Annotated in this window: 13 protein-coding genes; 8 read left to right on the forward strand and 5 right to left on the reverse strand. The window is 57.5% G+C overall.

The window, feature by feature from the left end:
• Window positions 1-650, forward strand: a 650-nt coding sequence (locus tag EAO78_RS18005; RefSeq protein WP_162498100.1) for a hypothetical protein, incomplete at its 5' end; no start/stop codon positions are given.
• A 163-nt stretch (window positions 651-813) separates the two neighbouring features.
• On the opposite strand, the gene EAO78_RS17840 is transcribed toward EAO78_RS18005, so the two are convergent.
• Window positions 814-1,431: a hypothetical protein gene (locus tag EAO78_RS17840; RefSeq protein WP_136516547.1), complete on the reverse strand. Its 618-nt coding sequence runs from the start codon at window positions 1,429-1,431 to the stop codon at window positions 814-816.
• Window positions 1,432-1,628: 197 nt separating this feature from the next.
• Here EAO78_RS17840 and EAO78_RS17455 point away from each other — a divergent pair, with 197 nt between their 5' ends.
• Genes EAO78_RS17455 through EAO78_RS17465 form a run of 3 tightly spaced genes read left to right on the forward strand, consistent with a single transcriptional unit; the run spans window position 1,629 to window position 3,522 of the window.
• A complete protein-coding gene (locus EAO78_RS17455; protein WP_379749229.1) occupies window positions 1,629-2,558 on the forward strand; it encodes a hypothetical protein in 930 nt (309 codons plus the stop codon).
• Window positions 2,559-2,560: 2 nt separating this feature from the next.
• Window positions 2,561-2,881 (forward strand): hypothetical protein, encoded by a 321-nt coding sequence (locus EAO78_RS17460; protein ID WP_122107011.1) that lies wholly within the window; start codon window positions 2,561-2,563, stop codon window positions 2,879-2,881.
• A complete protein-coding gene (locus EAO78_RS17465) occupies window positions 2,878-3,522 on the forward strand; it encodes a ribonuclease H-like domain-containing protein (protein WP_122107012.1) in 645 nt (214 codons plus the stop codon). The genes EAO78_RS17460 and EAO78_RS17465 overlap by 4 nt, the downstream gene beginning before the upstream one ends.
• Window positions 3,523-3,573: 51 nt before the next feature.
• On the opposite strand, the gene EAO78_RS17470 is transcribed toward EAO78_RS17465, so the two are convergent.
• Both EAO78_RS17470 and EAO78_RS17475 read right to left on the reverse strand, forming a co-directional pair.
• Window positions 3,574-4,056, reverse strand: a complete 483-nt coding sequence (locus tag EAO78_RS17470) for a hypothetical protein (protein WP_122107013.1) — start codon at window positions 4,054-4,056, stop codon at window positions 3,574-3,576.
• A 3-nt stretch (window positions 4,057-4,059) separates the two neighbouring features.
• Window positions 4,060-4,650, reverse strand: coding sequence for a DUF7342 family protein (locus EAO78_RS17475; RefSeq protein ID WP_122107014.1), 591 nt, complete (start codon window positions 4,648-4,650; stop codon window positions 4,060-4,062).
• Between the two features lie 233 nt (window positions 4,651-4,883).
• Here EAO78_RS17475 and EAO78_RS17480 point away from each other — a divergent pair, with 233 nt between their 5' ends.
• Together EAO78_RS17480 and EAO78_RS17485 are read left to right on the forward strand one after the other, a co-directional pair.
• Window positions 4,884-7,043 carry a type B DNA-directed DNA polymerase gene (locus tag EAO78_RS17480; RefSeq protein ID WP_122107015.1) on the forward strand — a complete coding sequence of 720 codons (2,160 nt, stop codon included), beginning with the start codon at window positions 4,884-4,886 and terminating at the stop codon, window positions 7,041-7,043.
• A 1,194-nt stretch (window positions 7,044-8,237) separates the two neighbouring features.
• Entirely contained in the window at window positions 8,238-9,515 is a 1,278-nt protein-coding gene (locus EAO78_RS17485) for a Cdc6/Cdc18 family protein (protein ID WP_122107016.1), read from the forward strand.
• Between the two features lie 229 nt (window positions 9,516-9,744).
• On the opposite strand, the gene EAO78_RS17490 is transcribed toward EAO78_RS17485, so the two are convergent.
• A complete protein-coding gene (locus EAO78_RS17490) occupies window positions 9,745-10,068 on the reverse strand; it encodes a hypothetical protein (protein ID WP_122107017.1) in 324 nt (107 codons plus the stop codon).
• 138 nt (window positions 10,069-10,206) lie between these two features.
• Between EAO78_RS17490 and EAO78_RS17495 the strand changes: the two genes are divergently transcribed.
• Window positions 10,207-11,127 (forward strand): MarR family transcriptional regulator, encoded by a 921-nt coding sequence (locus EAO78_RS17495; protein ID WP_122107018.1) that lies wholly within the window; start codon window positions 10,207-10,209, stop codon window positions 11,125-11,127.
• Between the two features lie 54 nt (window positions 11,128-11,181).
• On the opposite strand, the gene EAO78_RS18575 is transcribed toward EAO78_RS17495, so the two are convergent.
• Window positions 11,182-12,123 carry a M48 family metallopeptidase gene (locus EAO78_RS18575; RefSeq protein ID WP_238987755.1) on the reverse strand — a complete coding sequence of 314 codons (942 nt, stop codon included), beginning with the start codon at window positions 12,121-12,123 and terminating at the stop codon, window positions 11,182-11,184.
• A 256-nt stretch (window positions 12,124-12,379) separates the two neighbouring features.
• Here EAO78_RS18575 and EAO78_RS17505 point away from each other — a divergent pair, with 256 nt between their 5' ends.
• Window positions 12,380-13,066, forward strand: a complete 687-nt coding sequence (locus EAO78_RS17505; RefSeq protein ID WP_122107019.1) for a nucleotidyltransferase domain-containing protein — start codon at window positions 12,380-12,382, stop codon at window positions 13,064-13,066.
• Window positions 13,067-13,221: the final 155 nt, after the last annotated feature.

Here is a 13,221-nt window from a genome sequence, read left to right on the forward strand (position 1 = left end):
TCACGCTCACCAGCGCTTCGAAGACGATCCACGACCAATTCGATCTGATTCACCGGCATCAGACGAGATTACGCGGCTGTCGATGTGATCGACTGAGTCTTGACCAGTGTCGGGACGTCGAGAGAATCGGCGAATACGTCTCCGAGATCCTCGAGGAGCACGGCGGGATTCGATACTACAACAATATCGGCGAAGCCTGTGAGAGGAATTTCGAACGATTGGATACTGATGGTTGGGACGAACTGTGGGGTGAACTTGAAAAGCTAATTGAGATACGGCAGCGTAAACCAAGAGACAGAGACTACGCGGTGGAGAGAGAAGTAGCGACGTATCTGTCTGAAGGGTTTGCTGGTGAAGGATTCCACAGAGTTGGCTCAAAGCAGGCACGGAATATCCTCCAGATTCTCGGGTTGACACGGTTCGAGATTCCTCTCGACTCCCGTATCACGAAATGGCTAAACACCAATCTTGATCTGCCTTATCGCGTCTCCGGCTCCGGGCTCAGCAACCGCGAGTACTACCACTTTATTTCCGATATCGTTCAAGAGAGCTGTTCAACGGCCGGGGTTCTCCCATGTATTTTCGATGCCGCAGTATTCTCAAGCTACGATACGAATTGGACACAAAGCGACGCTGACGCGATTTTCTGACTGGCCAAAAAATTCGTGAGTGAGCAAGCCAGTGTACCGATTCGACCGAGTATTAACCAACACCGCGAGTTCTGGGAGGCCGTGTGTTGGTTAACAGATTGGTTTTCATGAATCAAATTCGTGTACCCCTCATAGAAGCAGCGGGAGTGTGAATCCGAGGGGACTAATTGACCTGAACTGCGAGGTATCGAAAGTTCGGGCTACCAGATACTTCAATATCGTCCCGGTACGAGAAATCGCTCCATTCAATCTGGTACTTTCCGTCAAGGTCAATCGGCTGATCTCTATTGCGGCTTTCCATCCAGGGTCGATAGTCTTTCCAATCTAATTCCCCCTCAAGCGTTCTTCCTTCATAGATTCGGAATTCATCATGGAGAGCACTGCGGCTGGGTTCGCTCCAGTAATTCGGAATATTGCTTAACAGAATGAAATATCCATAATCCCCATTCTCTGCTACGACGTTTTCTAAACGTTTTATGTCTTTTATATTATCATAGTGTGATCTGTTCGCGTCATGATTCCCCCCGATCTGAAATGACTGATCAAATCTACGATCCCTCACTCGTGATTTGGCAGTCAGGTACTTCAGCTCAATCGGAACGATGCTATCCTCCGTTCTAACGCCGATATCGGTTCGATTTCCGTCGACCGCTTCCCACTCAACTGTTACCTGCTCTTCTCCATATCTCTGCAGAAATCGAACCGCAAGTGAAAACCGAAATTGCTCTTCAACAGTGAATACCTGGTCAATACTGTTCATCGCTCCGTCAACATCGATCATAACTCCGGGCAAGACTCTCCACCACATAAATCAGGATGCTGAACTTCGATAAGCTCATTCTGGAAACGTTCTCTGAAACCGTCTATCTACACAGAAATCTCGCCGGCTGAGTACTCGTAACCAACAGTCTGGCTCCCTCCCTGAAACGCGGAAGCGCCACGCCGCGGCTTATCGGGAATGTGGACATCTAGTCGAGTATGAAAGAACACGCAACGTCGAACCGGTTGGCGGTCGACCAGCCGACACGGGGAGCTGACCGCAATCGGTCCCTCGCTGACCAGGCCGATCCGGCTACGGACGAGATGCTGCTGCCGCAGCTTGACGACGACATCACGCTGCTCGACGTCGAGGGAGGCCGCGGCGTCCCGATCCTACAGTCGCTCGTGCTCGACCATCTCCTCCTACACGACGGGCCCGCCTTCTGGGTCGACGCAAACAGCCATGCGACGACGACGACACTCGCTCAGATCGCCCCCAGTCAACGATTGCTCAACCGAATCCACGTCGCACGCGGATTTACCGCCTACCAGCACTACGGCGCCGTCTGTGATCTCCCGTCAGCGGTGAACAAGTCGATCCAGATACCCACCACCGACACCGGGGCACCAGGTCGCGACGAGGACACGTCGCCCCACACGCCCGCCCTCATCGTCGCCCCGGCCATCGACGCCCAGTACCGCGCCGACGATACCCTCGGCGAAACCCACGCGGAAACCCTTCAGGCCCGAACTCTCGCCCGGTTGGCGACCTACGCCGATGAGTACGACATCCCGGTGCTCGTTACGCGAAACGAACGGAACGAATTCACCGAGTCAGTCGCGACGGTCGCCGACCACCACCTGGAGTGCGAGCAGACGCGGATGGGGCCACGGGTCGTCGGCGAGGACTTCGAGACGCTCATCTATCCCGTCAACGACGGCGCGTACTACCAGACGACGTTCGCGTACTGGCGGCAGCTGCTCACGGCACGCGCCACGCAGGTCGGCGTGGAACCGACGACGCCGGCGCCGTCGACGCCGACCCCGGAGGGTGTCGGGACGGGCGTCACCGCTGACGGTGAGACGGTGGCGGTCACCGCGGATCCCTTGCTCGATGCGTGGACGGCGAGCGGTACAGGAGGCCGATAGCGATGGGGCGTACGAATCCAACCTACCGTGATGCACTGCGGGCCATCGAAGAACGCTGGGCAGAGTTCCGCCGGGCACTGCGGCGTCGCGACCAGCCACGCTTTGACCGGCTGTTCGAGTACGCCCGCGAGCACGCCGACGCGAGCGGGCTGTTGAACCACCAGAATCCGCTGCTGCCGGGGCTTCTCAGTATCGATCTCGAACAGGAGGCCCGCCTCGACGACCACGAGGAACGCCTATCAGAGCTTGAGCAACGGCTTTCGGAAACCGTGGGCGAACAGCAGCAATCGCCCGCCGAAGGTACCACTGGAGGTGTAGAATGACTGAGTTGACGACGATTGCATTCGATATCGAAACGACGGGATTTCAGGCCGATGATGAACTCACAGTAGTTGGGTTCGACTCCGCGGTCTCGTCGCGAGTGTTTCTCCATACCGGAACGGCACCACAAACAGGCCTCGCAGATCGGCTCAACGACGCCCTCCAGACACCGGTACAGCTCTCACTCCACGACAGCGAACAGGAACTCCTGAACGAACTGGCGACGTTTGTCACATCGACACTCACCCAACGTGATGCAAAGCTCGTTGCGTACAACGGTGAGCGGTGGAACGGAGGATTCGACCTCCCGTTCCTTCGCACACGGCTCTGTACGCATGGGCTCGAGTGGCCCTTTGGCACGTTGCCATACGTCGACGTAATGGACGTCTTCGAAACACGGTTCAATACGAGTGAAGACACGCTGAGTGGCGTCTACGAGGAACTGATCGGCTCCGAATTGAACGATCTGGATCCATTTACCGACAGTAGCGAGGCAGTCACCGCATGGAAGGATGGCGCCTACGAGCCACTCATCACTCACAACGTCGCCGATATTCGACGGACTCGAGCGTTGATGGAGCTTGCAGAACGGTATTGCTCGAAGTCGGATTTCTCGATGAAATCGCTGGAGCCTATCGCTTGAAGAAATCGCTTCTTAGTGGGGGTTCGTGGAGGAAAGCACTCGGATTAGTTCCTACGGCGGGTTGCGACCTGCGTTGAGTGGTTCATACGAGTCTGTATGGTAGGCAACCCGCCAGAGCTTGAGGACGGCGCGAGTGACTAACTCTTCGGGAGACTGTGTGATACAAGACTCTTCGACCTCGTCTGGGTCAGAATTCGCATTCGGCGGTGGGTGGTAGTGTTCTAATTCGGGGACGTGGATGTAGTCGCCTGCGTGTGGGTGCTTTCCCCAGCGCAGATTCACCCCTTCCGTGTCCGTGTAGTGGAACTTGTAATCATCTCGTGTCGTCCACTGGATGTCGATTCGGGCCTCATCGGCTGCACATAGTCCGTCGTCGAGCACAACGTCGAGGACGGATGGATGGAGGTAGTCGTCGAGTTCAGATGTTGCGAGCGGTTCCATCTCCTCGACGACATCACGAATCGTCAGTAGCGCCGGCCGATCCGTAGCCCCCCGGAGCGTATGGGTTTCTGCTTGGGCAGGAGAATCCCGCATTGCTCAGGCAGTGACGCTGTCGTCAGTCGACCGACGGTCGCTGTCAACGAATTGCTCGGCGTTGCCGATCGAGAGGGCAGCGTTCGCGAACGCGAGATTCCGACGGAGCGTCTCCCACTCACGAATCGTCTCTGGGTCGATCTCGTCCTGTGGGGACCCGGTCTCGCTGAGGGCCTGATTCGTCTGGTCGACCGCCAATTCTTCGAGGGAATCAACATCGTATTCGGACCGATACTCGGTGAGCTGCTCGCGCATCTCCTGAATTCGGGTGACGAGTTCATCGGTCGAGACGTGCTCAAGGATGTCGGCAGCCTGTTCGACGACGAGTGATTCAGGTGAGCGCCGATAGAGCGTGCCACCCTGTTCGCCGGGTGTCGTCTCGACAAACCCCTCGTCTGCGAGTGTGTTCAGGTGCTTTCGAGCGGTCTTTGGAGCCGTTCGTGCATCGTCAGCTACGGCATCAGCTGAGACGGGGCTGTACGTATGCGCAACGACGTGTCGAATGCGCTCATAGGGTGTTGTTTCTGCTTCCCATTCCTCACCAACCGCTTCGTTGACGTCTGTAAACTCCTCTGGTGGGTTTCGGTCGTTCATATAGAAACGCACGGTTCAGGGGAACATAGTTCTTTGGCAGATTTCTATATTCCTCCCGGTGGTGAGTACACCGGCTGAATCCACACAGATGAATTCCGGAAATCGTTCCAGAAATAGCGGAACACAGACAAACGGTCAGAAGACACCAGTAGAGTCGTTCTTGGGTCCATACGTTGAAATCCGGAAACGACACGCCACACCTTATCGGCGACTCGAACATCAGAGAGACCTAGATGGCGTTTAGCATCGACTTTCTGGACGATGGCCGCGTCCTGGAGTGGGAGGCAACCGTCGACGGCGCCGTCGCGACCGAGCGCCAAGACTACACCCCGCGCTTCTACGTCGCCGCTCGCGACCCTGATGCCGACCTCGATCTCACGACGCTCCAATCGGTGTGCGACCAGCACCCGGATGTCGTCACGACCGAAATGGTTGCGCGACGGCCGGGCTTTCGACGGGACGAGGAACCAGTCCTCGCGGTCGACGTCGCCCACATCGACCGCGTCACCCCACTCGCCCGGCAGGCACGCCAGCTGTCAGCCTTTCCAGTCGGGGATCTCGCCTGTTTCAACGTGGACTTTTCGCGAGAGTTCCGGTACTGTCTGGAGACCGGTGCCGATCCGACGCCGGCGAGCGAGCTGTCGACGCTCCGGCTCAGCGTTCCGGTGACCGAAACGAGCAACGACGTCTACGAGGAACTGTCCGTCGCCGGCGACACCGTCACCGGCTCGCCGACGGATATCCTGACCGCCGTCCAGGGAGGGCTCGAAGCGCACGATCCGGATGTCCTGGTCATCTCAACGAGCAAGATCGTCCCGACGCTGTACGAGATGGCGACGGCTGCCGGCGTCGACGACTTCTCGCTGAGTCGGTGGCCGGACGTCGACTACCAGCAGCTCGCAAGCCGGTCGACGTACTCAAGCTACGGTCGCGTCGGTCACTCGCCGGCGCGGTACAACGTGCCCGGCCGCGCGATCATCGACGAATCAAACACGTTCTTCTACGGAGAGACGAACCTCAACGGCGTTCTCGACCTTGTGTCGCGCTCGAAAAAGCCGATCCAGGAGCTCGCGTGGGCGTCGATCGGGAACGTCCTCACTGCGATCCAGATCTGTGAGGCCCACGACCGCGGTGTCCTCGTCCCGTGGAACTCCTGGCGACACGAGTTCTTCAAGCCGATGGGGACGCTCCACGACGCCGACCGTGGCGGCTTCATCTTCGCACCCGAGGTCGGCCTCCACGAGAACGTCCACGAACTCGACTTTTCCTCGTTGTATCCGAATATCATCTGTACTCGGAACGTCTCACCGGACGTCATCCGGTGTGACTGTCACAGCGACCGCGACGATGTCCCCGGCCTCGGGTACTCGATTTGTGACGACCAAGGCTACCTCGTCGACGTCCTCCAGTCGATCATCGACGCACGTGACGAAATCAAGACAGCCATCCGTCGCGAGACGGATCGAGACGACCCCGATGAGGACCGTCTGGCGGAGTTCGAGGGACGGTCAGGAGCGCTGAAGTGGATCCTCGTTGCCTGCTTCGGCTATCAGGGGTTCAGCAACGCGAAGTTCGGCCGGATTGAGTGCCACGAGGCAATCAACGCGTATGCGCGCGAAATTCTTCTGACGGCGAAACAGCAGCTGGAGGACGGCGGCTGGCGTGTCGTCCACGGCATCGTCGACTCTATCTGGGTGACCCCGGATCCCGACGTCGACGACGAGGACCGCGAGGACCTCGAGACGCTCGCGACGGCGATCACGGAACGCGTCGAAATTCGGCTTGAACACGAAGCTCACTACGACTGGGTGGCGTTCGTTCCCCAGCGCGAGAGCAACGCCGGCGCACTCACGAAGTATTTCGGCAAGGTGGCTGGCAACGACGACTTCAAGATCAGAGGGATCGAGGCTCGCCAGCGGTCGACCCCATCGTTCATCGAGGACGTCCAGCGGGACTGTCTCGAACGGCTTGACGCGACTCGAGCTCCGGACGCTGTACTCGACTGTCTCCAAGACGCCATCAAGCGCCTCCACGCTGGAACGGTGCCGGTCGAACAGCTCGTCGAACGAAATCGTGTCTCCAAGCCGCTGGAGGGATATACGCAAAACACCCAGAACGTGGCGGCACTAAGACGGGCTCGCGATCAGGACCTCACTGTTCATCCAGGCCAAGACATCGAGTACGTGGTCGTCGACGACGAGAAGAGCTCGCGAGAACGGGTCGCGTTGACTCACGAGGAGGTCGAGTCGTACGATGCGTCGTACTACGAGACGCAACTCGTCAGAGCTGTCGAGAGCGTGCTGTCACCGCTTGGATGGGATCGGACGGAGATTCAACGCGAGATCGCGGAAACTAGGGAAACGAACTTGGCCGCCTTCACCGAGATTGAGTGAGATTAACCAACACTGACGATGTGGCAGGAGATATGTTGGTTAATACTGAGTGGAGACACGGACTGGAAGCCGGAGAGAATACCTCGCCCACACACCCCTCGTCCAGAGTGAAAACCAATCAGAGGTGTGGAGTGAGGTCCACGGGAAATAGGGGTTTTCGTGAGAGGTGGTCAGAAAGAATCACGGATAGAAAGTCTAAGACGGGAGAACACGGAGGAAATGGAACAGCGAACACAAGCAGCAGTTCAAAACCACCCGGACGAATACCGCCTTCGTCCTTCTTTGTGTGCTGAATACACTTGGTGAACGATAAGAAGCAGGTAGTAATAAAACTTCTAGGTAATACTATGGAGATTGGTATGTTTAGAGGATTCTCAGCTGTATGACGACTGCTATTAGAGGAATACACGTCTCACATCCTATGATTTCGGTACTTTCCACCCGAGTTGTCGTGTGGTTCCCGCCGGGTCAACCGAGGGACTCTCGTAGCGTTTCACTCTGGACAAGGGGTGTGGGGGTTCGATTCCGTCGTCCGTGTATTGTGAAACGTTGAAGGAACAATCGTCGTTCTGACTATTCGCCAACCAGCTAAGCGGCATCAAAGCTGAAACCGGGATTGGTATCTCTCGATCTTCCTCGTCAATCGGAATCAAGACACCCAATTCCGACAGTTCCGATTGTACCCTGCTTTGCTTCGGGTGGAGATCTGACCTGCGTCTTCACTCTTGATTGGGGGTGCCGACGAACGCTCGTCACCATCATTCGAGGCTCACACTCCACTCTAGCTCGTCACACCGGCGGCTTTCACTCTGGACGAGGGGTGTCTGCCGTGCGTCAGACGCCCAGTGCTGATGTGTCCCCTCATAGAAATGATTGATTAGCCGGTTCGGGAGATACACTCTGGACGGGGGGTGTTGCCTCAACCAAGTACTCTGCTCACCGGGTGCAGGGCTATTCACTCTTGACCAGGGGTGTGTCAAAACCGCTCCAGTCTGGCGTTTTCACTCTGGATTGGGGGTCCCGGTCTGCGTCGGTAACTCTCGTCTCGAATACGATTTCACTCGGGACCGGCTCGATCCTTTGTGAGGATGATACGGCGGCGATAAAACATCAGAAGACGACCATAGCCCGATTTACACTCTGGTCGAGGTAGCCAAATCATTAAGTAGGTCCCAACCGCGATGTCTGATATTGATGGCTGAGGAACCGTCCCAACTCTCTGACTTCGACGGCCGCTACGAGGATCCCGCTGACGATCCCCTCTTCGACTTTGATGAAGACGACCCCGACCGAGCCAACATTTTCGCTCGCAAGGAGTTGCTGAAGGTTGGCCACGTCCCTGAAAGCGGACGTATCGTCGGCCGAGATGGCGAGATCAAGGCCGTGGCTGCTGAACTCAGGCCAATCGTTCGTGGCGATCCGCCCAACAACGTGATTATTTACGGCAAAACGGGAACCGGGAAGTCACTCGTTGCCCGTCACGTCACCGAACGAGCCCGGCGAGCCGCAGAGTCGAACGGTGTGTCCGTCGGCACGGTCTACGTCGACTGCGCGCAGCATAACACACAGACACGCGTCGCGAGGACGGTGACTCGTTCACTCAACGAGACGGACGTGACTGACTTTGATATTCCGCGCGCAGGGATTGGCAGCGGTGAATACTACGACTATCTCTGGGAGATTCTGGATACTGCCTACGAGTCAGTCATCATCATTCTCGACGAAGTGGATCGACTCGATGACGATGATATTCTTATGCAGCTCTCGCGGGCTCGCGAATCGGGGAAAGCGGATTGCCACCTGGGCGTCATCGCAGTCAGCAACAAGATCGAGTATCGCGACCAGCTGAACGAACGCGTCAAGTCCAGTCTTCGCGAGGAGGAGTTTGTCTTCCAACCCTACGACGCGAATCAACTGCGCGAGATTATGAAGCACCGACGGGACGCGTTCCACGATGGCGTTCTCTCGGATGATGTGATCCCGCTGACGGCGGCACTAGCCGCCCAAGAACACGGTGACGCCAGAAAGGCAATCGAGATTCTTCGTCACGCCGGCGAACTAGCCGAACGAGAAAACGTCCAGACAGTCGTCGAGGAACACGTTCGCGATGCCCAGGAGTGGGCCGAAATCGATCGGTTCGAGGAGCTTCTCCGTGGATCGACGACTCAGGTCAAATTCATCCTCTATTCTCTCGCGCTGCTCACCGAAGAAAATCCGAACGAGGATGGATTCTCTACCAACCGGATTTACGAACGGTATCAGGCGACGACAGAGAAGGCTGACGCGAAGACTCTCAGCGAGCACCGCGTCTATGAGCTGTTGAAAGAGCAGGCGTTCCTCGGTGTCGTTGAATCAACTCGGACCGGTGGTGGCCGGGGTGAAGGCAGTTATCTCGAGCATCGGCTGGTTCAGGATACCGGCATCGTGCTGAAATCTGTCCTCCGGGACAGCCGGTTGGAAGACCTGGCCTAGCTCTCGTTTCGGTCGCTGACCACACCCCTGATCACGAGTGTATCTCTCGACACGTCGGAACCATCAGGTGGGTGATCCGAGGTCGTCTTCTACTCCCAATAATCGACTTTGGCCGGGTGACGAAACGACGGAAACGTGGGGGGTGTGATCCCCTTGATCGTGGCTGCGTTCCTCCACCGATCTCCAGTTACGACGGAAACGTGGGGTGGGTGTCCTCCCTCACCGAGTTTTATTCGTCTGGATTGACCGGGCCCTTGTACTGAGAACGAATCTTCTCTCCCTCCCGCCACTGCCAGTAGTAGTAGCGATTGTCGTTGATCTCCTTGATCGTGATCGTCGCTTTGGCCGGGACGTCATCCGGAAGATCGTCTGGTCGCTCTTCAACCTCTTCTTGATCTGCCGACTCCTCGAGACGGGCCTCTCGTTCCTTGTGCTCGGCGAGTGCTTCAGCGTATGTCGCAACGTCTCGAAGCTGCTCCGGGTCCGACTCGTTGAGCATGTTGACGATTTCCGTCGGGAGGTTCGCCGGTGGGGTCGGAGGTTCGTAGGACATCGACTACTCTCGTGTTAACCAACACGACCCACGAGTCCATAGTTTTGTTGGTTAAGACGGTGGAGACGGCTCTCGCGATTGCTGGCTGTAACACTACTCGAATCTTCTTTATACACAAGTTTCATACTATGTTACACTGTGCTCCGGCGCATCGAACTCGAGGTCCTCGCCACGGTCGCCCGCGGTGACACGATCTCCGAGCTTGCGACGAAACTCGACCACAGCGAGAGTTACCTCTCTCGTGCCGTCGCCGACCTCGTCGAGAAGGGGCTCGTCTACACGGAACGCGACGGGCGACAAAAACGAGTCGTCCCGTCGGATGCTCGCGCCATCGAGCTCTATCAGGACCTCGTTCGTCAGTACCCTCATATCGACTTCTCTGAGCTGCTGACCGGCAAGGCACTCGAGGTGTTGTACTACCTCGACCAGCCGCGAACCGTCTCCGAGATCGCCGACCGGAGCGACAACTACCGCAACACGGTCAACCGGGTCCTCAAGCGGTTTCGCGACCGTGGGCTTGTCGGGACGGCCGACGGCCGCTACGAGTTTAACGCCGACTTCGACCGCCTCCACAAGTTCGCCCGTGAACTCATCCATCATCTCCATCGCCAACGCCTCAAAACCGTCGCCTCGAAGGGCACGATTCTCTGGGAAGACTACGACGAATTTCTCGCTCAAACCGAGACGGAGATAGACGCAGACGGATTCCACGAAACCGGCCTCCCTCGGTTCGTGGCGTATGATCTCCAGTTCCTGCTCACCGGCCACCGCTACTACGTCTACTCCAAGGAACTCGACGCAGTCTCGCCGGCAGAGCTGTGTTGTCACACGCTCTTGATCGACAACGGTAGCCGCTACCGCTCGTACTGTCTCCTCCTGCTCAGCCACGTCGACGTTGACGGGAACGACCTCCAAACGCGATCTGCGAAGTATGACCTCGAAGACGAAATCAACGCCTTGCTCCGCTACTTCGAGACCTACGGCGAGATCCAGGACGATCGTCTCCCCGAGTGGGACAAGTTCCAGAAGCTGGCGGCCGAATACGAAATTGACCTGTGAGGCTTTGTTGAAATCCTATTCTTCAGACAGTTTCGCACGACTTCAGACTGATTCTCACTCGGCAGCGACCAGTTGACGGAGCCGCTCTACGCGAGTCGCAGTCGAGGGATGCGTCGCGCCGAGCCGACCGGCTATTGAGTTCCCCTCAATTGGGAGTACGTTCACTGCGCCCGTCGCCGCAATGTGATCGCGGAGGTCAGCCGTCGGTCGCGTCCTCCCGTTCGTGTCGTCGAGTTGTTCGAGTGCGCTTGCGAGTGCGGCCGGATCCCCCGTCGCCGCGGCCGCTGCGCGGTCGGCCGCGAGTTCGCGGCCGCGCGAAAAGACGCCGAACCCGATGGCGGCCGTCGCGGCAAAAGCCCGTCCGAGCGGGTCAAGGCCAACCGCGTCCGGACCGTCGTACAACTCCTCGGCCGCGTGGACCGGGACGAGCAGCCCCGTCGCGAGATCGAGGTCACCGTTAGCGAGGTGAGCGAGTTCGTGTGCGAGCACCGCGTCGCGCTCTGCGGACGACAGCGCGGTGAGGAGGCCCTCACTCACGACTATCGTCGGCTTGCCACCGCCAATAGAGACCAGTGGGTCCTCGGGGCGGTAGGTGGTGTACGCGAGCGGAGTCGCTGTCGACCGGACGCGGACACTTGGTTCCGGCACGTCGAAGCGGGCGGCGAGGCGACGACAGGCCGCGGAGACGACATCCTCGCCGTTCTCTGACGCGGCCGGTCGGGAGTCCGCGAGCAGCGTCCGCCGTTCCCGGCGTACGCCACGAACAAGGGTCCACGCAACGCCGGGACCGGCGATAACTAGCGCGACCGCGGTGCCGATGAGGACGGCGTAGTTGAGTTCCGTTGTCGTCGCCTCCCCACCACTGCCCAGAGCTTCGAGGATAAGTGCGGTCGGGAGAGCCGCCAGCGTGAAGATAACGGCGAGGAAGACAACCGACAATAGCCCCACCGCGAGGAGGGCACGAAAGACGAGCGACAGAGAGTGGCGGAGTCGCATTCGTGGATCGTACTCGGTCTTATTTTATAAGCTGATCTCACTCCTGTTGCCACCCGGCGAGTGAAGCACAGGCTGTACTGACCCTCCCCCGGTTAGGATGTGTCACTTTCTAAGGATTTCAACAGAGCCACCTGTGACAAATTTTGATTTTACATGGACTCAGAGGCATTTCTTGCCCTGGACGGCACCTCACAAAAATTACTGAAAACTCATTTATCAATCAGGTTAAAGTAGCAGCGCCAAGGAATGCTTTACAATGAAAACAGATACGAACGGTACTCTTGCTGATGGTATCCAGATATCCATCGATCTACCGCTCCAAGACGACCGTTTACTCAGTGGCGATGCGACAGCTGATATTCTTCTCTTTTTAACCCGACACAACGATGAGTCGTTTTCGATGACAGACCTTGCTGACGCAATTGGCTACACGCGACCGACGATCACCAAGACGGTCGATACACTCTCCAAGAACGATCTCGTTATCGAAGAACACGACGGACCCCGCCGACTGGTTCAGATCAACCGTGACCGGCTCACCATCCCAGACGATCCATTCCTCGGAATTCCCCAGTCGGAGTTTCACGCGCCGGTACAGGATGCGACCGACCAACTCCGTACTACACTTGATGATGTCCTCGCTGTTGTTCTGTATGGAAGCGTTGCTCGCGGTGAGGCTGACCGTCGCAGCGATATTGATCTCTGGGTGTTGGTTCGTGAAGACCGGGCGAGCAACCAACGACAGGCGAACCACATCAGGCAGTCACTTGAGGAAGAGACGTTTGGCGGGGATCGATATGCGTTCGATATAGATGTTGAGGCTCTTCAAGGAATCCCGACGTACGCTGAGGAGCTCCAAGAAATTATTCACGATGGTATCGCAGTCTATCAAACAGATGAATTTGACACCGTCCGTAGTATGATTCTTCACGGTGATGGGTGATACAGAGGCTCTCAGAGAGGCAGTTGATGCTTGATCCGGATGGAAACAGAGAGCCCTCGTCATCCGTCTTTAGCTAAGAGAGAAACCGCGTGACAGCAGCGGCTTATCGAGGCTTCTTTGCGAGAGGAATGAGGAGGCGACGACTGTGTACACCG

It is taken from the genome of Halobellus captivus (genome assembly GCF_003697845.1).
Lineage (GTDB): Archaea > Halobacteriota > Halobacteria > Halobacteriales > Haloferacaceae > Halorubrum > Halorubrum glutamatedens.

Excerpts from the sequence above, each read along its gene's own strand:
- EAO78_RS17840 (WP_136516547.1), bottom strand. The coding sequence starts at position 1,431 with ATGATCGATGTTGACGGAGCGATGAACAGTATTGACCAGGTATTCACT.
- EAO78_RS17455 (WP_379749229.1), top strand. The coding sequence starts at position 1,629 with ATGAAAGAACACGCAACGTCGAACCGGTTGGCGGTCGACCAGCCGACA.
- EAO78_RS17460 (WP_122107011.1), top strand. The coding sequence starts at position 2,561 with ATGGGGCGTACGAATCCAACCTACCGTGATGCACTGCGGGCCATCGAA.
- EAO78_RS17465 (WP_122107012.1), top strand. The coding sequence starts at position 2,878 with ATGACTGAGTTGACGACGATTGCATTCGATATCGAAACGACGGGATTT.
- EAO78_RS17470 (WP_122107013.1), bottom strand. The coding sequence starts at position 4,056 with ATGCGGGATTCTCCTGCCCAAGCAGAAACCCATACGCTCCGGGGGGCT.
- EAO78_RS17475 (WP_122107014.1), bottom strand. The coding sequence starts at position 4,650 with ATGAACGACCGAAACCCACCAGAGGAGTTTACAGACGTCAACGAAGCG.
- EAO78_RS17480 (WP_122107015.1), top strand. The coding sequence starts at position 4,884 with ATGGCGTTTAGCATCGACTTTCTGGACGATGGCCGCGTCCTGGAGTGG.
- EAO78_RS17485 (WP_122107016.1), top strand. The coding sequence starts at position 8,238 with ATGGCTGAGGAACCGTCCCAACTCTCTGACTTCGACGGCCGCTACGAG.
- EAO78_RS17490 (WP_122107017.1), bottom strand. The coding sequence starts at position 10,068 with ATGTCCTACGAACCTCCGACCCCACCGGCGAACCTCCCGACGGAAATC.
- EAO78_RS18575 (WP_238987755.1), bottom strand. The coding sequence starts at position 12,123 with ATGCGACTCCGCCACTCTCTGTCGCTCGTCTTTCGTGCCCTCCTCGCG.
- EAO78_RS17505 (WP_122107019.1), top strand. The coding sequence starts at position 12,380 with ATGAAAACAGATACGAACGGTACTCTTGCTGATGGTATCCAGATATCC.